General features: G+C 43.8%; 26 protein-coding genes and 1 pseudogene. 5 read left to right on the top strand and 22 right to left on the bottom strand.

What is annotated here, in order from left to right; all coding sequences use genetic code 11:
• Positions 1–44 precede the first annotated feature (44 nt).
• From ACFRAM_RS00135 to ACFRAM_RS00125, 3 genes are all read right to left on the bottom strand, one after another.
• Positions 45–1052 carry a sensor histidine kinase gene (locus tag ACFRAM_RS00135; RefSeq protein ID WP_379463844.1) on the bottom strand — a complete coding sequence of 336 codons (1008 nt, stop codon included), beginning with the start codon at positions 1050–1052 and terminating at the stop codon, positions 45–47.
• The gene (locus ACFRAM_RS00130; protein WP_379463841.1) at positions 1049–1726 is read right to left on the bottom strand and encodes a response regulator transcription factor; all 678 of its coding nucleotides are present in this window, start codon (positions 1724–1726) and stop codon (positions 1049–1051) included. The genes ACFRAM_RS00135 and ACFRAM_RS00130 overlap by 4 nt, the downstream gene beginning before the upstream one ends.
• Positions 1727–2267: 541 nt before the next feature.
• The gene (locus ACFRAM_RS00125) at positions 2268–3164 is read right to left on the bottom strand and encodes a LysR family transcriptional regulator (protein WP_379463839.1); all 897 of its coding nucleotides are present in this window, start codon (positions 3162–3164) and stop codon (positions 2268–2270) included.
• A gap of 129 nt (positions 3165–3293) precedes the next feature.
• Here ACFRAM_RS00125 and ACFRAM_RS00120 point away from each other — a divergent pair, with 129 nt between their 5' ends.
• Genes ACFRAM_RS00120 through ACFRAM_RS00110 form a run of 3 tightly spaced genes read left to right on the top strand, consistent with a single transcriptional unit; the run spans position 3294 to position 5779 of the window.
• Positions 3294–4307 (top strand): zinc-dependent alcohol dehydrogenase family protein, encoded by a 1014-nt coding sequence (locus tag ACFRAM_RS00120; protein WP_379463837.1) that lies wholly within the window; start codon positions 3294–3296, stop codon positions 4305–4307.
• A 52-nt stretch (positions 4308–4359) separates the two neighbouring features.
• Positions 4360–5007 (top strand): SDR family NAD(P)-dependent oxidoreductase, encoded by a 648-nt coding sequence (locus ACFRAM_RS00115; RefSeq protein ID WP_379463835.1) that lies wholly within the window; start codon positions 4360–4362, stop codon positions 5005–5007.
• A 46-nt stretch (positions 5008–5053) separates the two neighbouring features.
• Positions 5054–5779 (top strand): SDR family oxidoreductase, encoded by a 726-nt coding sequence (locus ACFRAM_RS00110; RefSeq protein WP_379463833.1) that lies wholly within the window; start codon positions 5054–5056, stop codon positions 5777–5779.
• Between the two features lie 591 nt (positions 5780–6370).
• Here ACFRAM_RS00110 and ACFRAM_RS00105 read toward each other — a convergent pair.
• The 12 genes from ACFRAM_RS00105 to ACFRAM_RS00050 form a co-directional block, all read right to left on the bottom strand.
• A complete protein-coding gene (locus ACFRAM_RS00105; protein WP_379463831.1) occupies positions 6371–6946 on the bottom strand; it encodes an MFS transporter in 576 nt (191 codons plus the stop codon).
• 98 nt (positions 6947–7044) lie between these two features.
• The gene (locus ACFRAM_RS00100; RefSeq protein ID WP_379463829.1) at positions 7045–7791 is read right to left on the bottom strand and encodes an aldo/keto reductase; all 747 of its coding nucleotides are present in this window, start codon (positions 7789–7791) and stop codon (positions 7045–7047) included.
• A 30-nt stretch (positions 7792–7821) separates the two neighbouring features.
• Positions 7822–8436 carry a cysteine hydrolase family protein gene (locus ACFRAM_RS00095; RefSeq protein WP_379463827.1) on the bottom strand — a complete coding sequence of 205 codons (615 nt, stop codon included), beginning with the start codon at positions 8434–8436 and terminating at the stop codon, positions 7822–7824.
• Positions 8437–8735: 299 nt separating this feature from the next.
• Entirely contained in the window at positions 8736–10511 is a 1776-nt protein-coding gene (locus tag ACFRAM_RS00090) for a methyl-accepting chemotaxis protein (RefSeq protein WP_379463825.1), read from the bottom strand.
• Between the two features lie 133 nt (positions 10512–10644).
• Positions 10645–11106 (bottom strand): DinB family protein, encoded by a 462-nt coding sequence (locus ACFRAM_RS00085; protein WP_379463823.1) that lies wholly within the window; start codon positions 11104–11106, stop codon positions 10645–10647.
• Between the two features lie 21 nt (positions 11107–11127).
• Positions 11128–12168, bottom strand: a complete 1041-nt coding sequence (gene msrA, locus ACFRAM_RS00080) for a peptide-methionine (S)-S-oxide reductase MsrA (protein WP_379464717.1) — start codon at positions 12166–12168, stop codon at positions 11128–11130.
• 264 nt (positions 12169–12432) lie between these two features.
• A complete protein-coding gene (locus ACFRAM_RS00075) occupies positions 12433–13062 on the bottom strand; it encodes a response regulator (protein WP_379464716.1) in 630 nt (209 codons plus the stop codon).
• 13 nt (positions 13063–13075) lie between these two features.
• Complete coding sequence (locus tag ACFRAM_RS00070) at positions 13076–14317, bottom strand: sensor histidine kinase (protein WP_379463821.1); 1242 nt, start codon at positions 14315–14317, stop codon at positions 13076–13078.
• A 157-nt stretch (positions 14318–14474) separates the two neighbouring features.
• Positions 14475–15023, bottom strand: coding sequence for a hypothetical protein (locus ACFRAM_RS00065; RefSeq protein WP_379463819.1), 549 nt, complete (start codon positions 15021–15023; stop codon positions 14475–14477).
• A gap of 46 nt (positions 15024–15069) precedes the next feature.
• Positions 15070–15606 (bottom strand): hypothetical protein, encoded by a 537-nt coding sequence (locus tag ACFRAM_RS00060; RefSeq protein WP_379463817.1) that lies wholly within the window; start codon positions 15604–15606, stop codon positions 15070–15072.
• A gap of 164 nt (positions 15607–15770) precedes the next feature.
• Positions 15771–16385 carry a cysteine hydrolase family protein gene (locus ACFRAM_RS00055; protein ID WP_066366439.1) on the bottom strand — a complete coding sequence of 205 codons (615 nt, stop codon included), beginning with the start codon at positions 16383–16385 and terminating at the stop codon, positions 15771–15773.
• Positions 16386–16415: 30 nt separating this feature from the next.
• On the bottom strand, positions 16416–16988 hold the full coding sequence (locus ACFRAM_RS00050) for a TetR/AcrR family transcriptional regulator (RefSeq protein WP_379463815.1): 573 nt from the start codon (positions 16986–16988) through the stop codon (positions 16416–16418).
• A gap of 341 nt (positions 16989–17329) precedes the next feature.
• Here ACFRAM_RS00050 and ACFRAM_RS00045 point away from each other — a divergent pair, with 341 nt between their 5' ends.
• Together ACFRAM_RS00045 and ACFRAM_RS00040 are read left to right on the top strand one after the other, a co-directional pair.
• Complete coding sequence (locus tag ACFRAM_RS00045; protein WP_379463813.1) at positions 17330–18439, top strand: glycosyltransferase family 4 protein; 1110 nt, start codon at positions 17330–17332, stop codon at positions 18437–18439.
• Positions 18440–18504: 65 nt separating this feature from the next.
• Entirely contained in the window at positions 18505–19245 is a 741-nt protein-coding gene (locus ACFRAM_RS00040) for a YheC/YheD family protein (protein ID WP_379463810.1), read from the top strand.
• 177 nt (positions 19246–19422) lie between these two features.
• Here ACFRAM_RS00040 and ACFRAM_RS00035 read toward each other — a convergent pair.
• The 7 genes and pseudogenes from ACFRAM_RS00035 to ACFRAM_RS00005 all read right to left on the bottom strand — a co-directional run.
• Positions 19423–19662, bottom strand: a pseudogene (locus tag ACFRAM_RS00035) (NADPH-dependent FMN reductase); the annotation flags it as partial.
• A gap of 38 nt (positions 19663–19700) precedes the next feature.
• Positions 19701–20507 carry an aldo/keto reductase gene (locus ACFRAM_RS00030; RefSeq protein ID WP_379463808.1) on the bottom strand — a complete coding sequence of 269 codons (807 nt, stop codon included), beginning with the start codon at positions 20505–20507 and terminating at the stop codon, positions 19701–19703.
• A 221-nt stretch (positions 20508–20728) separates the two neighbouring features.
• Complete coding sequence (locus ACFRAM_RS00025; protein WP_379463806.1) at positions 20729–21307, bottom strand: TetR/AcrR family transcriptional regulator; 579 nt, start codon at positions 21305–21307, stop codon at positions 20729–20731.
• Positions 21308–21496: 189 nt separating this feature from the next.
• Complete coding sequence (locus tag ACFRAM_RS00020) at positions 21497–22171, bottom strand: NAD(P)H-binding protein (protein ID WP_379463804.1); 675 nt, start codon at positions 22169–22171, stop codon at positions 21497–21499.
• Positions 22172–22466: 295 nt separating this feature from the next.
• Positions 22467–24551 (bottom strand): serine hydrolase domain-containing protein, encoded by a 2085-nt coding sequence (locus tag ACFRAM_RS00015; protein ID WP_379463802.1) that lies wholly within the window; start codon positions 24549–24551, stop codon positions 22467–22469.
• A gap of 32 nt (positions 24552–24583) precedes the next feature.
• Positions 24584–25681 carry a DUF1648 domain-containing protein gene (locus tag ACFRAM_RS00010; protein WP_379463800.1) on the bottom strand — a complete coding sequence of 366 codons (1098 nt, stop codon included), beginning with the start codon at positions 25679–25681 and terminating at the stop codon, positions 24584–24586.
• On the bottom strand, positions 25678–26079 hold the full coding sequence (locus ACFRAM_RS00005; protein ID WP_379463798.1) for a GntR family transcriptional regulator: 402 nt from the start codon (positions 26077–26079) through the stop codon (positions 25678–25680). The genes ACFRAM_RS00010 and ACFRAM_RS00005 overlap by 4 nt, the downstream gene beginning before the upstream one ends.
• Positions 26080–26517: the final 438 nt, after the last annotated feature.

Raw genomic sequence — 26517 nt, 5'->3', positions numbered from 1 at the left:
TACATCTCGGTTATCATGCGGTTTACTTCTGGGTTAACTTTAGCTTAAGGTCTAGCAATAGCTACTCGTGTGCCATCCTCATTTGATGTAAAGTCAGCTTTCAGCTTCATTTTTTTCAACATATAATTTGAAATCGATAAACCAATCCCCGCCCCATGCTCATAGGAGGAGTTATCCATACCTGGACCTCTGTCTGCAACAATGATCTGCTCTTTTACTACATCAACCACGATTTTTGCATATTTCCCCTCTGCTGCATGGCGAACAATATTCTGAAATAAATTATCCAGTACCCGTGTCATCCATTTAGGATCCGCTTCCCAATAAAAAGTCTCCTCTGCCGGTAAATCAATATCCAACTGAATTTCTTTTTCTTCAAATACAGGATACCATGCAGCAACAGATGCTCTTACTAAACGTCCAATATCTGTTGAAGTAGGCTCAAAAGGATGTTTCCCTGATGTAAGCAATGTATAGGAAAGTAAATCATCCATAAGATCTCCGACTCTTGTAATCGTATGATTCATTTCCGCTAATGAATTTTGTCCTTCTAGACTCATTGATTCTTTATTTAATCTGGTGATATGTCCTCGCAAAATGGTAAGTGGCGTTCGTAGGTCGTGAGATAAATTCGCGATGAGTCGATGGCGTAACAATTCCTCTTCATATTCTCGCTTGCGGCTGTCTTCAAGCTGCTGAATCATCCAATTAAATGAACTTCCTAACTGGTCTATTTCATCCATACGATCACTTTGAATAGATATGGGTATAGGAAATGAGTTATGATTAGCTGAAAATGACATGACCTCCTGTAAGCGGGTGAGACGTTTGCGAAGTCTCAAGAAGAAAATCCAAGATATTACAACAAATGCGATAATAATAAAACCAAACAAAAGTAATAAAACGTAAAATAGATTTAACGTATTCATCTCTTTTCCATGGGGAGAAACTCCAAAGAACGCAGAGAAGAAAATAAGCACCATTGGAGGAAAAAAGATAAATAAAAAATGTCCTTTTAGAAAATGCCGAAATAATGATCTAGTCTGTTTCATAGTTTCACCCGATAGCCTATCCCCTTCAATGTTTCAATAATCTCCGGGGAATCTGGATGACGTTCCAACTTTTGCCGTAGTCGATGAATATGTACCATTAATGTTTTATCACCAGTGATATAAGCTTCTTCCCATATGGCTTCATAAATTTGTTCTTTTGGTAGAACTTGATTAGGGTGGCGTAAGAAGTACATTAAAATTTGATGTTGTTTCCCTGTCAAAATAATTTCTTCTCCTGTGTGCTTATCAGTTACCATTTGGGCATCCGGATCAACTTCAATATGATTTCCTAATAAAATGCGTTCGAAATGTGTTACACTCCTTCGACGGATTAACACTTCTAATCTTGCAACTAATTCATCCGTATGAAATGGTTTCGTTAAATAGTCATCAGCAAATTGTAAACCATCCACCTTATCATCTATCGATGTTCGAGCAGATAACAGCAATATAGGAACCGCAGGAGCTACCTTTTTTAATCGTTTTCCTACAGTAAATCCGTCTAAACCGGGTAACATGATATCTAAAATAACGATTTCATGCTGATTTACTTCTTTATCCGCTCCTTCACCAGAGCGCAGCCACTGAACTGAAAATCCCCGCTGTTCCAATTCTTCTTTTAGAAAGCTGCCTATTTTCTCATTATCTTCAATATATAATACGTTTCTTTTCAAGTAACTTCCCTCTCTCTACATCGAGTTCACTATTAGACAGATTAACACAATCTAAAGAATTGTTTCCAGTTGAGACAATTTCATCTTCGTAGATAGAGTTTCATAAAAAAAAGCCTATCTAACTGATCGGCTCCTTCTCTTCCAAAATGAATAAAGCTGTGTGAAACTAAATAATCACTCATTCCAATTCGTATTCAGCTCAAGTAGCGCTTCAATAATATTCAAATGGTTTCTAATCAAGGTTTTTAAATCGGATATTAACATCCTTCATCCTTCACTTGTATCTACTCATTAGCACAGTAATATTCTGTTGCCCTGCTCCAGCTCAAATTTGATGTTGGCTATGTAATAGGAAGTTCGACTTTTTTCTAAAGAAGAGAATAATAAAAAACGAGCCTCTAGAATTGATTCTAAGGCCCGTTTACGTATCAGATATGTCTGCCCCCATAATATTTGTTTTTTTAAAGGCTACTTTTTCAGTGGTCTCCGCTATCCAATTCCTAAGGTAGCAGTAGCAGCATCAGCCAACTCCATCGATTGGTTAAGCTAGTGACTCATTAATCTTGTCACATGACTCTTTTACATAATCAATAAATTTTTTAACTGCTGGTGATAGCTGTTGAGAAGTTCGCCACTGCAGCCCTACCTCCCAATTCCAATGCTTCTCTTGAATGGGAATCCAGGACAATCCCTCTAACCGCATTCCTGCCGTTCTGGGCACCAGTGAAACACCGAGGCCTGCAGCAACAAAGCCTGTGACAGTAGTCAAATCCTCTGCTTCATAAATTTGAGTTAGCTCCGCATCAGATCGGATAATGCAGGATTCCAGTAAAAGCTTTAGACCGCAACTGCTTTTCAGTCCGATATAGTTCTCATTCTTCAGCTTATGAATGCTGAGAGATGATGCGCTTGCGAGTCTGTGATTGTTGGAAACGATAATGTAGAGCGGAGCCGTTTCTAACGTTATCCAACTATACTCTTCGGACGTCGGTCTCAAAGAAGTGATGCTCAGATCGCACCTCCCTTGGCTTAACGCCTCATTAATAAGCTCATGGTTACCCTGCTCCAGCTCAAATTTGATTTTGGGATAGATATTCTGATAATTTCTCACCAGTTTAGGTACAAGATCAGCTCCCAAAATATTGAGAAAGGCCATGCTAATAAGTCCTGTCTCAGGGTTTGTCCATTCCTCCAACGTTTTTTTGCCGTGCTCCAACTCCCGTAAAGCCCGCTCCACATTCTGGGAAAACAAACTGCCATATCGACTCAGTTGAACATTCCTGCCTTTTCGTTCAAACAATTGAACGCCGAGCTCAGTCTCCAGTTTGGAGATAGCTTGGCTAAGCGCCGGTTGCGTAATGGATAGAGCCTGAGCCGCCCTTGTCATGTGTTGATAACGTGCCACTGTAAGAAAATATTCCAGTTGAGTTAACTCCATTAATCTCCCCCGCATATTCGAAATTCATAATTAGTATTTATTATTTTTATAATAATTATCAATTAGACGTTATGAATCGTCAATGATAAAGTTAAGCCCAGATTTATTTAGCTAAAAGGAGAAATTACTATGAAAGCATATGTTGTAAAAGATGGACTTGGAATTGATTATTTGAAAGAAGCTGATCTTCAAATTCCTACTCCAGGGAAAGGCGAAGTTCTAATCCGCATGAAAGCAGTATCCCTCAATTACAGAGATATCTTTGCACTCGATGGTTATTTCAATAATGGATCAACGGCTCCTTTCATCCCGGTATCAGATGGAGCTGGGGAAATTTTCGCTTTAGGAGAAGGAGCCGATAAATTTCAAATTGGAGATCAAGTTGCCGGTATTTTTAATCAAAAATGGATTTCTGGAGAAATGTTACCCGATTATAATGACGGTGAACTTGGTGGACCATTAGACGGAATGCTTGCTGAATATGTCGTATTACCACAAGAAGGATTAGTTCGCATCCCTGATCATTTATCTTACGTAGAGGCAGCCTCATTACCTTGCGCCGCAATTACAGCCTGGCATGCAGTAGTTGAAGATGGCAAAGTTAAAGCTGGAGATACTGTCGTTATTCAAGGTACCGGTGGTGTATCCATATTTGCAATGCAATTTGCAAAACTATCAGGTGCTAACGTGATTATTACTTCAAGCAGCGATGTTAAACTTGAGAAGGCCAAGGCTTTAGGTGCAAATTATTCTATTAACTATAAAACAAACCCTGATTGGGAGAAAGCCGTTTTGGAGTATACAAACAATCGTGGCGCTGATCTTATTATAGAAGTTAGCGGTTCAACCTTAAATCGTTCAATTGAAGCGTTAAGACCCAATGGACAAATTAATCTAATTGGTGCTTTATCAGGTATGGTAGTTGAAAATCTCTCACTCTTGCCTATTTTCACAAGAAAAATACGCCTTCATGGCGTTAGGACTGGCAGTCGCGAAATGTTTGAAGCGATGAGCCGTGCTATTGAACATAATGTTCTTCGACCTGTTATTGATCGTGTATTCCCATTCACAGAGGCAGTTGATGCTTTTAAATTTTTACAAAATGGAGATTATTTCGATAAGATATGTATCTCTTTTGAATGAGAATTAAACTTGTTCTTTATGATTTCTGGAAATAAAAATTCAGGAGGCACTTATGAGTAAAAAATTAGCCGTAATCGTTGGCGCAGGACCAGGTGTTGGAAACCACGTGGCCAAAAAATTCGGATTAAACGGCTTCCGCATTATTCTTATCTCTCGTAGCTTGAACTCTTTGAACACATACGTTGATGCTTTAAGATCTGAAGGTATTGAAGCATATGGAATAACTGCCGATGCCGGAAGTGCTGAATCCCTGGAACAAGCGTTTGATCAGATCAAACAATCTTACGGTGTTACTGATGTGCTGGTCTACAATGCTGTTACTCGTGTTGGAGGTAAACCAACCACGTTGACTCCAGAAGTACTGTTGAACAATCTAAGCGTTGATGTAGGTGGTGCATTAACAAGTGCATTGCAAGTCATTCCGGATCAACGAAAACGAAAAGAAGGAACTATTTTATTTACAGGTGGCAGCATTGCTATGCATCCATCTCCAGATTATTCTTCTTTATCTATTGGAAAAGCAGCCATGCGAAATCTGGCCCTAACTTTAGCAGCCGAATTAGCCCCGGAAGGCATTTTTGTAGGTACCGTTACGATTTCAGGTGTTGTTCAAGCTGTAACTGATTATGATCCAGAACAAATTGCCAATGTATACTGGGACCTATTCGAAAAACGAGATCAACATGAGGTAATCTATTAATTCATAATTGTTAATCGATTACCCGAAAATGGAAAGAGGAAAATATATGCAGCAGAAGACTGTTCTGATTACTGGAGCAAACAAAGGGATAGGGTACGAAGCGGCAAAACAGTTGGGCGCGTTAGGCTTCACGATTTTGGTTGGTGCGCGTAGCGAGGACAGAGGTAAGGAAGCGGCAGCGAAACTGGTAAGTGAAGGCATTAGCGCCTCCAACATTGTACTAGACGTGACGGATCAAGCGACGATTGATGCTGCATTTCGTACAATAGATGAACAATTCGGATCGCTGGACGTGTTGATCAATAATGCCGGAGTTTTATTAGAACAAGGAACTTTTCCAAGCCAGCTTGAGTTAATCGATCTGAAGGCAACGTTCGAGACGAACTTTTTCGGGATGTTTGCTGTAACGAAAACAATGATTCCTTTGCTGACTAAATCGTTGGCTGGCAGAGTGGTCAATGTTTCTAGCGGTGTCGGCTCATTGACGTTATTGAGCGATGCGGCGTCCCAGTTTGCTAATTTTCATTTACTTGCCTACTCAAGCTCCAAGGCGGCGGTAAACGCATTAACAATAATGTTTGCAAAAGAATTTAAAAATACGCCGTTAAAATTTAACGCGGTTGAACCCGGACCCACCTCCACTGATTTAACCGGAAATGCTGGTTTTCGTTCGGCGAATCAAGCCGCCAAAATTATCGTTGATCTAGCCACGATTTCGGAAGAAGGACCTACCGGTGGTTACTTCGATGAATACGGCAAGCTTCCCTGGTAAGCCGAGTCGAGGGGTTCTGTTATTAGAATATCCCCTATTGTCTATGTAAGGCTGGAGTTGGTTTGAACAATATCAAACGTACTCAATGCTACTGAATTGAAAATTATACAACAATAAAAGTCTGATCAAGTGATCAGACTTTTTGTTTTCTTAGTTTACGTCCATCAATCGCTGGCCTAAGTTAAACTCAAAATCCCCGTGTGGCCCAAATCCAAGCGCCATCTCTTTTGAAACTTTTTCCAGTGTGCCCGGGGATATAGCTCCCGAGATAAATGCGAATCTGGATTCTTGCAACTCTGGGGACTCAGGTAATCGGATACGATTGATTAGGTCACGCCCTGATAGACGGGACAACCTCTCTATTGCACCAGTACCCGGTACGATACTGACAGCGAGTTCCGGCTATCCGAAGACGGCTTTCTCTAGACTGGCAAAGCGCATGTCGCATGCAAGGGCAAACTCGCTACCGACTCCTCGAATCCGGCCCCGAATTTCAACGATACTGACGACCGAAGATTTGGAAAGCCGTGTTGTAAAGTCAATAAGCGGCGGGAGATCGATGTCTCTCGGCGTTTTTTGATACTCCTTTTTTTAATTGGTTTGGACTTGTTTACGACCGGATACATAGTATCGCAGTAGCACGATTAATGAGCAAATACTGATCACAGTCAAGACCACGTACACATTTTTATAAGCATGAACCAGCGAAACCTTATCTTGAAAAGCAAGCAGCATCCCGCAGACCGCAACGGAAAATGAACCGCCGAAAAATTGAATCAGCTGCATGAAGCCCATACCTGAGCCGATTAACTCAGCAGGCAAAATACGAGACGTCTCGTTATTTAAAGACGATAATGAGGTCGAAACTGCCGGTGAGAAAAATAGATACCCGAAGAGAATGACAGCCGAAGAGGCACCTATGTTCGTCCAAATAGCAATCAATACCAAAGCTAAAATGACTTGCCCGATTAACAGGAACCGGAAATTTCCATAGCGGTCGATCCAACGTCCTACGAAACTAGTGAGAACAGCGGATAAAACAGCCCCCGGCGCGATCGTAAAACCGATCTCTAGCGGCGATCTGCCGAACAGGTTGGCCAGCGCAAGCGGCATTAAAAACAGATTACCGAGATTCATGAACAAAATGCAGAATCCAACTATAAGCAATTTCCGATAGATTGCTTCATTTCTAAAACAAACAATTTAAGAACGATCATTCAAAAATGTGTTCGAATGATCGTTCTTAAATTTGAAATCATTCTACCTCAATATTTTTGTAACCACCGCAAACTCAGATTTTCCAGTTTGGCAAATACCTCTTCATTGAAGGCGTCTCCTCTTCGGGTTCCAGCCTTAAAAGGATTCTGCGCACTATATTTACCGGTCAAAGCCCCTTGTTCCAATACCATATAAGAGAAGAATAGCAAGTCATTGGCTTTGCAATACTCAATGATGCCTGCTTCTTCTGAGGACCGGTAGAGTAGACTGTAATGGTTTTGGACGGCGGAGAGCTGAAGTCCCTCTTGTGCCAATATGTCCACGGCGATCTTAATCTCCTCTAAGCTGTGATTAGAAACGCCCACGTATTTGACCTTTCCGCTTTTCATTAACGGGATCAGTTTGGAAGTCCAGCGCCGAACGTTTTTCGGATTGTGAATCCATAAAATATCGACATGATCCTTTCCAAGGCGCTTTAAGCTTCCTGCGAAGGACTCTTCAACAGCATCGTCTGACTGATCTCCCATTGGCGTAAATTTCGTTGAAATCAGGACGTCATCTCTTCCGTGAATGAATTTTCCTAGAATCGTTTCCGAAGCGCCCATGCCATAAACTGCGGCCGTGTCCCAAAGATTCAATCCGGCATTCATTGCCTCATTAAATATAGGCTTTAGATCCTCGTCCATCAGGTTATTCCCAAAAATTGCATCCCCTCCGTTGGCGCCGGTTCCCCAAGACCAGGTACCTAGGGCTACAGCCGGAATATGGGTGTTTTTTAACTGAACGGTTTTCATGGTACATCTCTCCCCTTTCTTCTATAAGCTTTACATCTCAGCAAGAAGTTCTTTTGTTGTTAAAATGGCATGTGCAAAGGTAGGCCCATTAATTTCATGCGCGACACGCATAGCCTCTTTACTGAAAGCAGCTGTGGCATCTTTTACAAGTGTGACATGATAACCAAGCTCCATGCCAAAGCGTGCTGTCGCTTCGATGCACGTATTAGCCAACAAACCTACGACGATTATCTTTTGTACACCATGCATTTTAAGTTGATGATCCAGGTCAGTGTTTGCGAATCCGCTGCTGCCCCAGTGCTCTTTAATAATTACATCACCCTTCTGAGGTTGAAAATCCGGATGGAATTCCCCGCCCCATGAGCCTTTAGCAAATGTCTGTCTTTCTTTAACACCAAGCTGATAAGGTGTTGGGTACAACCAATTTTCAAAATCATCGGGTTCAGATCTGTGGTGAGGAACAAAGAAAACTTGAATGCCAGCTTCTCGAACAGCGTTAACGATTTCTTTTAAATGTTCGAGCAAGTTGACGGAGTCTGCTACTTCTTTAGCACGAGGGAAACTCTTACCTTCAGGTGATAAGAAATCATTGTAAGGGTCAACCAAAAGGAGTCCTGTTATTGTTTGATCGTATAATTTTGTCATGGACTAAAATCCCCTTCTGATATATCAGATTTAATTGAATGCAGACAGAACTGTTTCAATAAGTTGGATATCATTTCTCTGCCGATGTAGTTTTTGCTATAACGTAAATTCCTATACGAGTGTTATGGAATCTATCTGAATGTCTAATATTTATGAACTAGGCTCTGCATGGATGTCCTCTCATATTTGTCTCCTCCTTTCAAAGCAAATTTAACATATTAAGAACGGTCGGTCAAGAATAATTTTTACTGATCGTTCTTAAATGTCAGAGATCATCATTTGGCTTCCCAATTGCTGACCTATAATTTGAAATGCTTCACGAGTAGAAGCATTTCTTCAGATATCTGGCTCATCGATTCCGCCGACGCGGAGATTTCTTCCATAGCTGTGAGCTGTTTCGCTGTGGAAATGGAAATGGTCTGTGCCAGATCATTGGACCAAGCCGCCATGCGATCGATTTCCTGCAGAGAAGCATTGAATTCCTGAGAGCTTGCGGATATTTGTTCAGCTGCAGCGGAGGTCTCCTGTACGTGATACACAGCACTGCGTGTTGCGAGAAGAATTCTTTGGAAAGCCTCCCCCGAGTGCCGGATGGAATCAACGCCAGCCTGCACCTCCTGATCCCCTTGATCCATAGCAATCGCGGCTTTGTTTATATCGATCAGAATAACCTGAATTAGTTCAGTGACCTCCATTGCGGATGTCCTGGAGCGCTCCGCCAGCTTTCTGATCTCATCTGCAACTACTGCGAATCCTTTACCCTGCTCGCCGGCCCGTGCAGCCTCAATCGCTGCATTCAGCGCGAGCAGATTGGTTTGCGACGAAATGGCCGTCATCGCATCAATAATCTCGCCAATCTGATGTGACCGCTCGTTCAACTGATTGATGATCAATGAGAGGCTACCCACCGTTGTGGATACGGCAAGCATTTGCTCCGCTGACTGTGTAATCAGCCCGTTTCCATGTTCAGCGTGTCTTAAAGTAACTTGTGAAGCCTCAAAAGCTGTTGATGAGGTGGATGTGATATGCTGTGCGCTGGCAGACAGCTGCTCCATCGCATAGGTGCTCTCTTGCAGACTTGTTTTCTGCGTTTCAGTGCTCAAGGCCACTTCTTGTGCAGATACGGAAATTCGGTCTGTCGCAGATATCGTTTCTCCGAAGGTGACGGACAAGTCGCGGGAGGCCGATGACAAGGCATCAGCATGAGACAGCAGCCCCTGCGTCAGCTCTCTTAATCGGCTATGCATGGTCTGAAAGGAAGTATACAAGTCACCGATTTCATCCTGGCTATGTATGGCAATCGTACTTTGTGACAAGTCGCCAGAGGCGACCTGTTTAGCCAGTTGCGTCAACTGGACAATTGGCCTGGTAAGATATCTCGCAAGCAAGATAACGATAATCCCGCCAACTGTAATACAGCCCAGCAGCGAGTACACAGTGGCTTGAACTATATGTTGCTGTCCTGCGTTATAATCCTTGGTATAGGATCCAGCTACAATCGTCCAACCCCAGTTTGGCTCCCTTAACGAATAGGCAATTTTCATAGCGTTTACCCCTGAATCGGGTAGTGGCCATCTGTATAAGGTAACTCCACCACCGGGCTGCTGCCCCTTATCGAGCATATCCCGGATATGATAGAAGCCGTCTATTGTTTGCTTGTCCCAAAAGCTCTCCCCTTCCTGTGTCGGGTGGGCAACCAGATCGCCCTGGTCGTTTAAAACAAAAAAATACCCGTGTTCGCCAATATCTATATTTGTATTGATTGTCCGTGTACCATCCGGCTGCTTTGGCCCAAGAAGCAGTTGCTTCATCTTCTCTTGTGCCTCTTCCTTGCTTAATGTGTCTTTCCCCGTGGCATCCTCGAACGAATCGATAAGCTCCGCAGCCATATGAACCGTGTTTCGGAGATTGGTCTCCGTTTCCAAATCGCTTTCACGGGCTGAAATCCAGATACTCATGCTTCCTATGAGCAATGCCGGAATGATCAGGATTGCGAATGCGACGACCAGCAATTTATTCCGGATGGTGAACCGCCATTTTCCTGGATTTGGTTTTGTCTTTATCTTTGTTTTCATGATTATCCCCCCGTAAAACTCCTTGAGCTCCAGTCCCAAATGTAATATTCTATATATCCTAATGAACTCGGATGATCAAAAACAGCAGTCCAAAGTCCCCTTTGAACTGCTGTCATGGCTCAGAATCGGATGATTATTTCAATGCCTTCAGCATGGCGGAGACAAAGCCGATATGATCGGTCGCATGAAGTGTCGTGGACATAATCAGCTCGCCGAACGTCTCAGCATTCAAAAAGTTTTCTTTTACCGGTACGTCCACCTTGTCCACCAGCAATTCCCGGATTTCGTCCGGCTGCTTTCTTAACTGGTCAATCAGCACATCCCATGCTGGCGGTTCACTCTGCCAGTCCGCGGGCTTCGTTCCATAAGCGAAAAAGTTCTGGTAGCTTGCAGGAAGCTTCTTATTCAGTGCGAATTCCGAAAGACCAAATACATGGAACTCTGTCACAGTAAGCACATGACCAAGATGCCAATGTATGCTGTTTTTGAAGCCCTCCGGCACAACTTTACGCTTGTCCTCCGGACATTGGGCAACCAGCTCTACGAATTGATGATGACGATTCTTCAAAATGTCGAAAATGAAATCTGCTCTCATGTTTTATGCCTCCTCATATTACTACTCTTCGAATTGTTCGGCATAAGCGCCGTAGCCTTCGGCTTCAAGCTTATCCTTCGGAATGAACTTCAGTGCTGCCGAGTTAATACAGTATCTAAGCCCTGTTGGCTCAGGACCATCTTCAAACAGATCACCCAGGAAGGAATCAGCATCCCGGCTTCTGACTTGGGTACCCGCCGAGAACAAGCCGCGTTTTTCTTTCAGCAGAACATGATCCTTGTTTAGCGGCTGTGTGAAGCTGGGCCAGCCTGTTCCAGCGTCGAATTTATCTTTAGAGCTGAATAACGGCTCACCGGAAACAATATCTACGTATATACCTTCTTGCTTATTATCCCAATATTCATTCTCGAACGGTCGCTCATCTGCGTCGTTTTGGGTTACATCGTATTGAAGCTTTGTCAATGCTTTTAGCCTCTCCGCTTTGTTGAAGTCCTTCCCGTTGCCGACCTGATCAGCAACCGCTACTGTATGTTCTGCTCCCCAAGTACGGTCCAGATAGGCGTCCCGGCCCGAAACAAACTGGGTAATCCTATAGCTGATCGGATTTTTCTTATAATAGTCCTGATGCTCTTCCTCCGCCATGTAGAAATTAGATGCAGCGGCAATCTCGGTTACAATTGGCTTGTCAAATTTTCCGGAGGCCGCAAGTGCATCTCTAGATGCTGCAGCGGCGGCTTTTTGCTCCGCGCTGTTGTAGAACACAGCCGTGTGATACTGTGAACCAAGGTTATCAAACTGGCCGTCTGCATTTGTAGGGTCAATGCTATGCCAGAAAACCTGAAGTAGCTTCTTATACGAAATCTGGCTCGGGTTATAACGGATTTCCACAGATTCGAGATGTCCGGTTCCTCCTGAAGATACTTCGTTATAGGTGGGATTCTGAGTACGGCCTCCGGTATAACCAGCCGACACACTCAAAACGCCTTCGAGATCCTCAAAATACGGCTCGAGCTGCCAGAAGCAGCCTCCTGCAAAAACTGCGGTTTCATATTTTGTTGCGGAATCGGCATGAGCGATATTTACGGGCTTATGTTCCTCCATCATGTTTGAGGATTGGATAGGTGCATTATAGAAGGAATAGGCCATGACGACAGTAAAAGCAACGGGCACTATGAAATATCGCGTTTTTTTGAACTTCAATTCCAGCCACCTCCTTTTTCTTAATTTGAATTTTATCAAGAAAAAACCCGCAGCAAATGTGCGGGTTGTCATGAATTTTATGCATTTTAAACCGTCTTTTTAGCGATCTGATATGAGGATTTTCATGCCCCCTGCCAAAAGTCATGTTTGTTCGTTTACTTAAAGTTACTTAAAGTTACGCACTGAAAATACCGCCGCCTGAGTTCGGTCGCGCAGCCCGAGTTTGGCCATCAAGCTGGATACGTGGTTCTTGACCGTCCCTTCCGAAATAAGCAGCTGGCCGGCAATTTCCTTATTATTCAGGCCCTGGCCCAATAAAGCCAGAATTTCTTTCTCCCGGTCAGTCAGACTTTCCAGCAGCTCGTTGGCATTTGCATTCAGCAGAGGGGGCTGCATGGACGGGACAGCCTGTATTTTATTCAATTCCTTGAGCAGCATGGCCGTAATATCAGGCTGAAGGACTGTTCCTCCATTGTATATCGTTTGAATAGCGCTGACGATAGCCTCAGAGGGCATGTCCTTCAGCAAATAGCCATGTACACCCTTCTCCAGTACCTGAAGAATCAATTCTGCATCATCGAATGTGGTCAAAATCAATACTTTCGTCTCCGGGAAGTGCCTTAAAATCAGCTCGGAGCCTTCCACGCCGTCCATACCAGGCATACGGATGTCCATTAAAACGATATCAGGCCTAAGTTCTGTGACTTTGGCATACGCATCCCGTCCGTCAATGGCTGTTCCAACCACTTCCATACCTGGCTCCAAATTGAGGATGGTCGCCAGACCCTCCCGCATGAGCCGCTGATCGTCAACTACCAGTATTCTCAAGGACCAGTCCCCCTTTTTCTGTATTTGGATAAGGAATGTTCGCTTGGACCACAAACTGCATTTGGTCATCTTTCCCAAAGGAAACCTGGCCATTCCATTCCTTTACTCTCTCTTGTAGATTTAATAATCCGAAGCCCGGATTCACTTCGTCTGGCACGTCACCGTCATTGCTGATGCAAAGCAAGAAACCTTCCTCCGAGTAGACAATCCGGATGCGGGCATATTCTGCATCCGCGTGCTTCTTGGCATTCGTAAGCGATTCTTGTACGATGCGGTATGCAGTAAGCTGTAGCTCGCCTGGCAGCAGCACAGCGCTGCCCTCGACCTCAAAGCGAGTTGCAACCTGCGCATATTTCGTAAATTCAACCGACAGTTTGTCCAAGCTTTCATGCAAAAACATCGGTTGAACCGGTTCGTCCCTGATCGTCCGGACTGCAAGGCGGACGTCCTGTAGAGCGGAACGTACCAAATCCTCGCATTCAAGATAGACACTCTCGCTGCGCTTGGTATCTACCTGGCTCAATTTGCGGGCGGCTTGCATTTGCACAATCAGACTCGTCAGCGTATGGCCGACTGTATCATGAATTTCGCGGGCAATCCGTACCCGTTCCCTGGAGACAGCCCATTCTTCCGCCTTGGTTGCATACTCCTGAAGATGCTCATGAGACTCCATCAACTGCTCGTATAACTTCAACGTATCCTTACGCGCTTTCTGATAGAAATGGATCAGTGTACTGACAATGCCTGCAAATATAATGAATGAGCAGGTAATGAAGTAGCTCATGCTGTCAAACTGTTTGTATAAGTACCAGTCCACACTACCCATTGTCACCAGATAGAGGATTAGCAAAAAAATGCAAGTTATGATAAGCATGCGGAAATTGTTGAAAAACATGAGAATCGCCAATGCCGTAACCCCGACAAATAGCTGATTTGGAAAATGTCCACCGATAAAGATATAGCCATAAGCAGCGGATACCAGAAAATCCAGGATGAGCAGGTGAAACATCCATTTTTTCCGCTTCTCTGCCCTAGAATAGAATAAATTAACGAGTAGAAACACAGCAACCGAAAATACAAGAAAGCTGAAGCGCCAAAAGGCTTCAATTGAGGTCTCAAAATAAAAAATACCGGAGACGAGTAGACCCAATAAGAGCTTGAACCCGAAAAAGAGCTTCCATGGAGGGGGTCCCCGTTTTATGAATTGTTCATCTTGAAGCATTGATGTTTCCCTTCCCTTCATAGAGTTATATTAGTATTGTACACTTTAATGAACCCCCCAAAAAACCATCGTCAGTGGAATTTGACGATGGTTTTTTGGGGGGAGTTACCAATCGAGAAGGCTCTTTTTATCGAAATGCACGCTGAAAATCAGATATCTAATGCCCTCCCCTACGTGCAGCACGTGCAATACTTTCTGCGAAAAGAGAAGCCTCGCGTCTGTTGTGATCTTCCGATATTTTTTGACGTGACGCAGACGCCTCCTCAAACGTGAGTCCCTGACTCTCGAATATACTCAATAAATGTTCCGACGGATGAGTTACCACGAAATTAGTAAATTCGGTTTGATTGGCGTTAACGGGTTTTACGCTAAGCTCCCATATGACTTGCATTTGGGTTCGTTGCTCGTTCGTAATAAAGATATCGGTCGTGGAGACCATCCGGCATTTGTGTTTCTCGACGACCTCTCCGACATAATGCTGAATCGAAAGACTAGTGCCGATTTTCTCCACGTTAATCGACATTGGTCTTCCGTCTTCCGTCGTGGTCGTTCCTACAGCAATATGGTCGGGAGGACAGCAACGTTGATATTCCGCTTCAGAAAGAGAAAACAACCATTGTCCGATATCGATTTCTTCCACCGGAACGTCGATGATGTGACTAAAGCTTGATTGTGCAAGCGTTAGGTCTTCACGAATCTTGGACATAAGCAAGCCCCCTTAATTTAAAGTACTTGCGATCCATCAGATACAATCACTTGTGTGCAGCACGTGCGATACTTTCTGCAAAAAGAGGCGTTTCGCGTTCATTATGATCCTCTACAATTTTTTGTCTAGCCTTCGAAACCTCTTCGAATGATAACCCCTGACTTTCGATGGTTTTCAAAAAATCCTCGGTAGGATGTGATCTCACAGAATTCGTATATTCTGTCTGATTGTCATTGATGGGCTTTGCGCTAAGCTCCCATATGACTTGCATTTGGGTTCTTCCGTTTGTAAGAAAGATGTCGGATGTAGAGACCATCCGGCAAAAATCCTTTTTGACGATCTCACCAACATAATGCTGTACAGCGAGACTGGTGCCGATTGTCTCAACATTGATAGACATTGGACGACCATCTTCTGTTTGAGTAACACCTACTGCAATATGGTCAGGGGGGCAGCATCGTTGATATTCAGCATCGGAAAGCGAGAACAACCACTTCCCAATATCGACTTCCCCAACAGGAACGTCGATTACATGGCTACAGACGGATTGGGTAAGCGTAAGGTCTTGACGTATAACGGCCATTCAAAAGGCCTCCTTCTTTAATTTTTAACCTTCGTTATTATCAGACTGCTTGGAGGGGATTATTCAAGAACAACTGAACAGATAACGATCATTCTTACGACTACCAGTTGAAAGAATGATCGCTGCAATGACGTCAGTAGGAATCGCAAGTTTTAAATTTGTTCTTATAGTTTGGCAAGAAGTTCTTCTGTTGTGAGTATGGCATGGGCAAATGTCGGTCCGTTAATTTCATGTGCCGCATGCAGCGCTTCTTTTGTAAAAGCTGACGTCGCATCTCTGACGAGCGTAACATTGTAGCCGAGCTCCATGCCGAATCTAGCGGTCGCTTCGATGCAAGTATTGGCCAGCATACCGACAACGATAATTTTTTGCAAGCCATGCATTTTTAGCTGATGATCCAGATCTGTGTTGGCGAATCCACTGCTGCCCCAATGCTCTTTAATAATCACATCGCCTTGTTGAGGCTGGAAATCTGGATGGAACTCCCCTCCCCACGAATCTTTAGCAAACACCTGACCTTCTTTTGCTTTAAGTTGATATGGCGTCGGATGCAGCCAAGTATCAAAATCATTCGGCTCAGATCTGTGATGAGGCACGTAAAAAACACGAATGCCCGCTTTACGCGCACCTTCAACGGTCTGCTTTAAATGTTCAATCATGTTTACGGATTCCGAGACTTCTTTCGTCCGTGGATAAAGTTTGCCTTCCTCTGACAAGAAATCATTATAAGGATCTACCAGAAGAAGTCCCGTTGTTGTTTTATCGTACACGTGTGTCATGGATATGCACTCCTTTTTATTGTTATCGCATCAATTTAATACCGACATATTCATTTCAATGATTTGCCGTAATTTATCCCTGTCCGTTGTAGTTTTCACCATAACGCGAAGACCTATCAGTGAATTGTTAAAATATTGAGAAAGCAATTCCGCGTTGAGTGTCTTGGAAAGTTCCCCCGATTGTTGACCTTCTATTATAAGGTTACATATTAACTGTTCTGTATAATCCCAAAACTGATGAACACAATCTCTTGCCTCTGAATCATGTTTTGCCAACTCAACCGCGGTATTCACGATAAAGCAGCCCGAAGGAAACTCCTCTCCCGGATCAATGGCCCTTTCAAACAACAATCGAATGGCTTCCTTAGCAGAAAGTCCATCTATTCGAATTTTAGACGATTGCTCTAACCTTTCGCTGTATCGCTTTAATGCTTTGATATAGAGTGTTTTCTTATCGCCAAAAGTATCATACATGCTCCCTTTATGAACTCCCATGTGTGATACTAGTTCCTGCATGGATGTTTTCTCATATCCTTGTTCCCAGAATAACCCCATGGCTTTAAGCAAAACGGCATCTTCATCAAATTCCTTTGTCCTAGGCATCCTTCTCTCTCCTTTCAAAGCAAATTTATCATATTGAGAACGATCGGTCAAGATAAATATTGACCGATCGTTCTCAATCAATTGTAGGCAATATTCATTCTACAAATACATAATACCCGTTACTTTTGTGTGTTTTTAACGCTCACTACACCCATCCGCTTTCATTCCTCCGGCATACGATAATCCATATATAAGATGTATGGAGATGAGAAAATGACAAATCCAATTGATGAGTTCATCCCAGCGATTGAGAAAGATCTGGCTACACTACCTCATGTCATTGATTCAGTAAGAAAATATGTAAAGCACCCTACCCGTAAATCTTTGAAGAAGGAATTCCAATGAAACCCTATCATGTCGTCTGGAAGGGACCTGTACACAAAGCAAGCGGTCTTGGCCGTGCCACAAGAGCGTACGTCCAATCACTAAAGCGGCAGGGCATAGCCGTTAGTATTGGAGCGTCAAGCCATCGTAAAAACGGCACCCAAGGCAAAAAGGTGCTGATTTATCACCGCACTCCCAGCAGCATTCAATGGAAAAAAGAGCGCAGCATATATGATCTCATTATTTTGAATACCGTTTGGGAAACAAGCAAGATCCCCAGGGGCTGGCTTCCACATATGAACAGATTTGATGCTGTTTGCGTACCCTCCATGCATAATAAAAGAACGCTAAGGAACAGCGGTGTGAAAGTCCCGATTTTTGTCATACCTCATGGCGTAAATACAAAGGAGTTTCATCCGAACAATAAGAAGATGTCTTTGCCGGGGACGTCAGGCAGGTTTACGTTCGTGTCCGTATTTGGCTTCCAGCATCGCAAAAATCCGGAGGGCCTGCTAAGGGCATATTGGGAAGAGTTTTCCTCTAAAGATAACGTCGTGCTTGTGATCAAAACAAACGGATATGCGGCTCATGAGAACGAAAGATGGATCCAGGCAAAAATATCACAATACAAAAAAAGACTGGGTATTCAAAAAGATACGGCCCCCGTTATCATTATAGGCCGCCAACTTAGTGAAAGCCGGCTAAAAGGTTTGCATACGCTCGGCGATGTTTTTGTTCTTCCGACTCGTGGCGAGGGGGTTGGACTGCCTTTTCTAGAAGCGCTTGCGAGCGGCGTACCGGTCATCGCTACAAGTTGGGGCGGGCAAATGGATTTTCTTACGCATAACAACTCGTTCCTGATTCCATACCAGCTCCGGAGCCCGTCAAGCAGCATGAACAGAGCCATCTCGAAAAAGTTTAGCAACCTGTTTGCACAAAAGGGACAACTATGGGCGGAGCCGAATCTGGGCGGCTTAAAAAAAATCATGAGAAAAACGTACCAAAATCCCAGACTTTGCAAACAAAAAGGACGCCAAGGCAGAAAAGATATGCTTCATTTATCTTGGGACCGGGCCGGGGCATTAATGAAGCGTGCGATTGAAGAAGTCATTCGATCCAAGAAATAAATTTGGAAATGCTTAGAAATATGAATGGTTTTTATACTTCTGCGAAGAAATTGGAGGTAGATCTTGTGAAGAAGGTAAAATATAAAATGGGGAAATTGGGAAAACATGAATTCATGAAGAAGAATAAAATGATAAGCAAATTCTTGCCAGACACTCGAAAAGCAACTTTGTCTAACATTAAAATAATGCTGAAATTGTATAAATCCGTTTTCTTAAAACCCGATGAAGGAACAGGCGGTCACGGGATATATAAAATCACTAGGGGCATGAATAGTCTTACTTTACGCACCGGTTCGAATTCACGTATTTTTAGCTCATTAAATGACTTATATACATCAATTCAAAGTATTCTAATTAAGGATAAATATATTGTTCAAGAAGGAATTGAACTGTTAAAACACAATAATCGTCCCTTCGATATAAGAGTTATGGTTCAAAAAAATGGAAAAGGCACATTGGATGTTACGGGGATTATTGGAAGACTAGCGAAGCGTAATAAAATAGTAACGAATTTTCATTCTGGAGGAACGCCCTTACCTCTAGATATCTTACTCAAGTCACATCTGAATGACGAATCAAGGAAACAGTACATTCAAAGAATGGAACGATTAGGGAGAGATGCAAGCACTGTTCTTAGTGAAAAATATAGAAGTAAACGAGCATTCGGAGTTGATATAGCAATTGATAATAAAATGAATCCCTGGGTCTTGGAGATTAATACCCAGCCTGATATGAGTATCTTTAACACTTTGAAGAACAAAACGATGTACAATAGGATTCAAATGTACTCAAAAAATAAAGGATGAGCAGTATTCATCCTCACTATTCGTCTTAAGGAACTCTTTCAATTAGTGATATACCAATGCGGCACCACGGACAAATCGTATCGAAAAAATATCGACTCAGCAACTACGTTATTATTACTAAAAGGAGTTGCCCTTAAGTCCTGAATAGACTTTTGGACAACTCCTAATAACATCTTAGACTTCATTTCCAGGAAGAAGAGGAGATGAAATACCAAAGGAAGATAAAATTTCTCGCAAATGCAGTTGAGCTTTAACTGTTCCTAAATTACCCATAGAGGCCCCGACGATCCATGATGGTTTGCCATTCATTACTCTGTCCACGCGGGATAACCAATCGATGGCATTCCCTAACACACCCGGAATCGTACCATTATATTCAGGCGTCACCCACAATACTGCATCTGCATCGGATACTTCCTACAATAGCGGCAACTTTCATAGCATAATTACCTACATTAGTTTGTTAGAGCTGCGAAATCTTCTTCGCTTAGTTCGAGAGTAGCTGCACGCAAATTATCTTCCAAGTGCGCAGGAGAAAGTGTCCCAGGAATGGGCAGAATTATAGGTGAGCGTTGAAGCAGCCACTTTAATGCCACCTGCTGCGTTGTAGCATTCAATTTACGGGCGATATCTGCTACCCTTTCTTCTACCTTGGCAGTGTCGCCAAACAAGCCGCCCAAAGGGAACCAAGGAATGAAGACAATCTGGTGTTCGGTGCAATAGTTTACAAGATCCTCATATTTGCGATTGAACACATTGTATTCGTTCTGAACGCTAACTATCGGTGCAATTTTCAGTGCCACTTGAAGCTGCTCAACCGTGACCTCAGACAAGCCGATGTACTTAATAAGGCCTTCATCTTGGAAGCTTTTAAGCAACTGAATCGTTTCTTCCAGTGGAATATTAGCGTCTACACGGTGGAGCTGATAAAGGTCAATTCGGTCTACTTGGAGTCTCTTCAAACTCTCTTCCAACTCGGCTCGTAATTGTTGGGGATCATTCCCATTCGCACCACCTTTTGTGGCCACCAATAGGCCGTTACCGTAAGGTGCAAGAGCGCTGGCAATGCCCTTCTCGCTCTCTCCATCAGCATAGATGTAAGCTGTGTCAATAAAATTAGTACCAAGCTCAAGGGCTCGTTTCAGTAAATTGTGTGCATCCGGTGTGTTGGTGATACGGTTGGTGCCCAAGCCGATTCGATTGACAGTGAAATCGCCTATTGAAATAGTGCCCGCCTGCGCCGCAGAAATAGTTTCTGACATCGTTCTCTCCCCTTTAATCGTTTATTGAACATTAGTACTAAAACATTGTCATAACGGAACAGAACTGTTCTGTTCCGTTATGCGATTAGATTACATTATAGCTTGTACTTTGTCAAGCGACAGTACAATTTATCTTTTTCAAAAAAACACCCCTTAGAATGAACATTAGATTCAATGTTTATTCTAAGGGGTGTTTACGTTGTGCTCTCTCAATTAAAGCTTCAAGATACATGCAAATCGATCAAATGTGTTGCGAGTGCTTTAAGTTGGACTGCCGGACCGGCAGAGCCCAGTGCATGAGCTAATGATAGTGCTCCAGTGATCACAATCATAAGTTGATCCGTCAAATTTTCATCTTGCGCGCCGGCCTGCTGGGTCAGTCGGTTCAAGCGTAAATGCATTGAATCGTTATATTCAACAGTCATTTTCTTGACAAAATGGCTCTCTTCGGGAAATTCAGCAAGAGCGTTTGAAAAAGCACATCCACGATAATCGGGACTCATCATTGTATCCGTAATAGCATCGATAAATGCCAACAATTGCTCTTTTGGGGATCCCTCATGCTTCGCAATAACCTCGTCAAATTGTTTCCAGTCATGTCTGTCCAATTCCACGAGATAAGCGACGATCAAATCATCTTTGGTTGGAAAATGGCGATAAAGCGTCGCCTTGCCAACTCCGGATTTCTCAACAATCGTATCAACCCCTACCGAACGTATCCCTTTACGATAAAACAAATCGCAAGCCACTTCCAGGATACGCTCCCGCGCAGGTTTACGCGATGTCACCAATTCAAACACCTACCAATCTCAATAATTCTGTCCTCATAGTGTATCAAAGCGTTTATATTACAGCAACTGATGGTTTCAGTATAGTAATCCGTCATGCTCTTCTCTTTCCAGAGGCCCTCTTTGAATCAACTCCATCGTCATCATATAATAAAGGCTGATCATCAACAATCTGAAGATCAGCCTTTATTATATGACGTTTTATTTCCTTTGAATCGATAATGCTAATTCTTTTAACTGTTCTCTTTCGAGAACTTCTTTTGTTGTTCCTTTTTTAGCTAAATGCACAATGACCTGACCTAACTGTTCAGAGGTTACAACCGACTTCATTCGTTTTAACAACGGATTTAATGGTTTCATTATATTGTATAGTATACGATACTGTGTTGTTTTTGAACGTTCACCATGCATGGGTAAAATAGCACCTGGACGTAACATGTACGCTGCTTCAAATGGCATACTCAGTAATGTGTTTTCCGTTTTTCCCTCTACTCGTGCCCACATTTCTTTTCCTTGTTCTGTACTATCTGCTCCCATTCCAGAAACATAGATTATTTTCATATTTGGATTGAGTTTCACTAATTGCTTAGCAGCCTTTATTGTCATTTCATTGGTGATACGTGTATATTCAGCCTCGGACATACCTGTTGAGGAAACACCAATTAGATATAAACACGCATCAAACCCTGTCACTTTTTCCTTTACGGAAGAAAGGTCTGATATATCGGGTAGCACGATTTCTTGATATTTGGAGTGCTGTTTTCCCGTTGATTTACGAACAATTGCAACGACCTGCTCTACCTCTGGATCTAATAGACATTCTCTTAATGCTAGCTGCCCTATCATACCGGTTGCACCATATAAGACTACTTTCATACGGACACCCTTTCTTTGAAAAAATAATTTTAGTCTTGTATTGGTTATGAGTTAGTTGCGGAAACAACCAACTATATATATCATCTATTGGCCCTTACTTTATTTTCTTCTCTTATTCTCACAAATGAATAATAAATGATCGTTCACTTAATGTCAAATGATTATCTTTCAAATAAGTTTATTAATCAGAATTCCACTAACGTCTTCCATCCAATTAATCTGCCTGTTAGCGCAACGCGGCAGCCGATCGATGCCGGCAGCCGCGTTTTATAAATATTAAGCTATTGTTTCTCGTTTACTGCGCCAAAATCTGGAACTTCGCGCCGGCATCTCCGGCGAAAACTATCGATCCTCCCGCGGGGAGTTCGATTTTATCTTTGCCTCCGATGACACTGAAGTAGATGCATGTTCCCTTTGCATTATAAACCGAGAAGGAAGCGTTCGAGGACATGTTCACCTTAATGATTTTGCCCCCGTTTGTGTCGCTTATTGTAAACCACCTGGCGTAGCCGCTCGGCGGAATCGTAACGATTGACTGCTTAGAGACGTAGATGGGCTTCACCGCGTTCTCGTTCACTAAGATGCTTCCACCAGAATTCAGATACTCTACACCGTCCTGCTTAAAGAACGTATAACCTGAAAGATCCCTTCCACTCATTCCTGGGATTTGCAATTCGGAGATGGCCGTATTCGGGTCTGTTATTCGCTTATCCAATACATACCCCGGTAATTGTTTCGACACATTCAATTGAAACGGGGGCAACAGCAAATAAATGAGCGACGTATACCTTTCATTCAGCAGATAATATTTCTTGCCGTCGCGCTGCTTCCATGCTTCCTTGGTCGCTATCGAAAGATCTTGTGGCTGGAGCTTCTCGGCGTTGTACACTGACATAGACATCTGTCCAAGACCTGGTAACGAAGCGTACTGACGTATCCATAAGTAGGTGCGGCCGTTCTCCTGCGTCACGAAGCTGAGCTTCGCATTCCCATCCGCACTCCGAAACGTGCCATCCGCTGAATACTTGAAGATCTGGGCCGGATTACCGGGCGACTGCTCCGAAGTGATGGACATGACGCCGCCTTTAGTAATATCGATTTTCACCGTTGCATTGGTCGCGCCATAGATTCCCGAATATTGCAGCACAGATTCCGGCATATCGGCCTTTACCGGCGCTCCAAATGATTTCTCAGGTTTGAAATCGGCTATTGTCCCCTTCTCCTTCAACGCCTGAAGCAGGATTTCGTTCGCCATAAGCCGGTCGATCGTAGCGCTCCCTCCGGAAGTGACAACAGCTGCCGCCATGTTCTGTTCGGGAAGTACAACGAGCGACGAGTGATAGAGAGGCGTGTCCCCGCCTTTGGTCAACCCCTTCATTCCGTATTCGTTGAATGGGTACAGATTGACACTGTCCCAACCGAGACCGTAAGCGTAATCGAATGAGTAGGCCGTATCGTCAGGCCACAAAGGCGTCTTGTACTCATCTTGCGCCATGGCTGCAGCCGATTTACCGGACAAAACTCCTTTCGCTTCCCCTGTGAAAATTTGCGAGAATCGAGCTAAGTCTTCTGCCGTGGAATAGATGCCTCCTGCTCCGATCACGTTGGCTGTCTCGTTAGGAAGTTGTCCTAAGTAGGTAGGATAATAAAGTCCCGCCATCTTCGCTGTATTCGGAGTATCGAGCGGCGTTGTCGTATTAACCATACCTAGAGGCTCCGTAATAAATTTATGGATATAAGAGGTAAAATCCATACCGCTTACACGCTCGATCAAAATCTCGGCTAGCGTAAATCCGTCATTGCAGTAAACCGAATACGCGCCCGGGTCCGCCTTTAAGGTCTGACCAGCTAATTGCCCCAGCAGAGTGTCGTGGGCGTAAGTATCGTTATCTTCGAATAAAAAGGCATTCGTTAGCGACGATCCGTTCAGACCGGAAGAATGATTCAGCAGCATGCGCGGTGTAATCTGCTTGTAACGTTCATCCTTCATCGTAAACTCAGGGACATACTGAACAACCGGCGTATCGAGATCGATTTCCCCTTGGTCGACCAACTGCATGACGGCAACCGTGGTAAACATTTTACTCGTCGAGCCGATTCCATACATCGTGTCTTTCGTGAGCGACTTCTGCCCCTGCTCATCATTCTTACCGGATTGACCGGATGCGACGATTTTGCCATGATCAATAAGAGCGTACTGCACACTGTTCGTGCCGTAAGTTTGCGTGAGGAGATCGGCCTTCTCCTTTGCAGCTTTCTGGGTTACTTCGTAGGTGTTCACTGCTATGTTCTGCATCTCTGCTAGTGCTATGTTATCATTCCAGGGAGTTAACAGTAGACACGAAGCTAGCAGAACTCCCATTATCCATCGACTTTTCATCACTTGAACTCTCCTTCCGAATATTCCTTTATTTAACGAAAATTAAAAATAATTACGAGAATGGCGGTTACCGGAACGGCTACCATCGCAGCGGCTATGGTCTTACCGAGCGAATTAGCCATATTGATCGTCCATCCCAATCCATATCTATCCGGAACGAACAACGCCGGGTCTTCGGGGTTCACGTAAATGCTGCCAAGCCATTTCCAGTGCCTCTCCTCTTCTGACGGAACGTCCTTTTGCTGATCAAGATCTCTAAACCGCAGGTAAAGCAAGACGCCGATCAGCGTTAAGAAGAATACTGTCGTGAACGAGATGTTGTATCGCAAGAGCAGTTTGAGATTCCAGCCGTACAGCATTACAGCTTGTAACAACCCTAAGTTTGCAATCCCTAGAAGCGAAATACCCCAAGCCGTAATCGAGTAGATTTTCTTACGCTTCAACTGTTTCCGCAACGAACCTTCCCGGTCTTGAGAATCCAGCGATGTCCTGGCACGGCTAATCATCAGATTATAGCCGGCGAAGAATACGATCATCAGCGCTTGCACGATGTTGATCATGAATACAGTCCGTACGGACTTGTCAATGTACTGATCAGGAAAACCGCTTCGCCCCATATGCACCGCGATCGACTGTGGAATGTCGTCCCATCTCACAACAACAAAGAAGATACATAATGCCATCACGGAGACATGCACTGTAAACCACCAAAAGTTCAGCACCGAACCATGACTTCGGCCAGCCGCAAGGCTTGCTGTGCGCTTTGTCTGTACGGCAACCTGCCAGCCTCTGGCCGTCTTCAATCGCCGGGCGGACATCTGGCTGATCAGAATGGCTAAGAACGACACAATGATTAATAGCAAGATGGCGGCCGCCCAGTACAGGAAACTCCGCCCCGTCGTTTGATGACGTGTCACTAAAAAGCAAGCTACTCCGGTGACGATCGCAAAACCACCAGTGAGCAAAACGTATTTCCGGCGAATGCCTCGGACAGCCGTATCCTGCAGGGCCTCCGCCGGCAGCGTAATGCCGAACAGCAGGGTCCTCAAGCCGATATAGGATTGTATGCTGATCATCAACGCGATAAACAAATAAAAGCTAGATATTATGATCGTCTCAGGTACAGTCAATGTTGTTCCCCTCCGCGATTTGTAATGGTATCCCGGTATACCGCTCTGCTTTGCTGCGTAAATGTCTCTTCCGACATGCCTCGTACCGCTGCTTCCGCCGCAAGTGACCGCATCTGTCGCTGAAGCTTCGCCTCGAACGCCTCCGTCACGCCGGGCATCCCGTCGGACTGAACGATAACGCCCTGTTTCCGGTGTACTTGAAGAAAACCCTCCTGCTTGAGCAAATTGTAGGATTTATTGACGGTATGAAGATTGATGCCCAGTTCCTCCGCCAATCTCCGAACCGACTGAAGCGGATCCCCCGGTTTCAACTCGCCAGACGCGATCCCTTCGACGATTTGGTCAACCAGTTGTGCGTAAATCGGAGTCTCCGATTGCAGATCGAGCTCTATGAACAAGAATATCCCTCCTTATGGCATTTGCTGCTTGTCTTGAGGTTTTGATATGTGCAAGCCATCTCATATCACACCACCCTTCGCATCTGTTATATTACATGTATAACACATATGGAAATCACATACAAGATAAATATGGCAATTAATCCATCTTAGCTCAAATAAAAACGGCAGCTGATTGTTGGTCAGCTGCCGTTGAGATAAAATCGGGGGAGCGCAAATATAGAAGACAAGTATTCCAGAAACATAGATTATTCTCATATCCGGATTGAGTTTCACTAATTGCTTAGCTGCTTTTATCGTCATTTCATAGCTGATTCGTGTATAGTCAGCCTCTGACATACCCGATGAGGGAACACCAATTAATTAAAATCACGCATCAACCCCCGTCACTTTTTCCTTATAAAGATGTAATATTATTTAAAATTGATAATAATAACA

This window comes from Paenibacillus sp. NPDC056722, from assembly GCF_042790635.1.
In the GTDB taxonomy this organism is placed as follows: Bacteria; Bacillota; Bacilli; order Paenibacillales; family Paenibacillaceae; genus Paenibacillus_AQ; species Paenibacillus_AQ agri.
The sequence above is the reverse complement of the archived record's forward strand: the minus strand, read 5'-3'. Positions and strand labels throughout refer to the sequence as shown.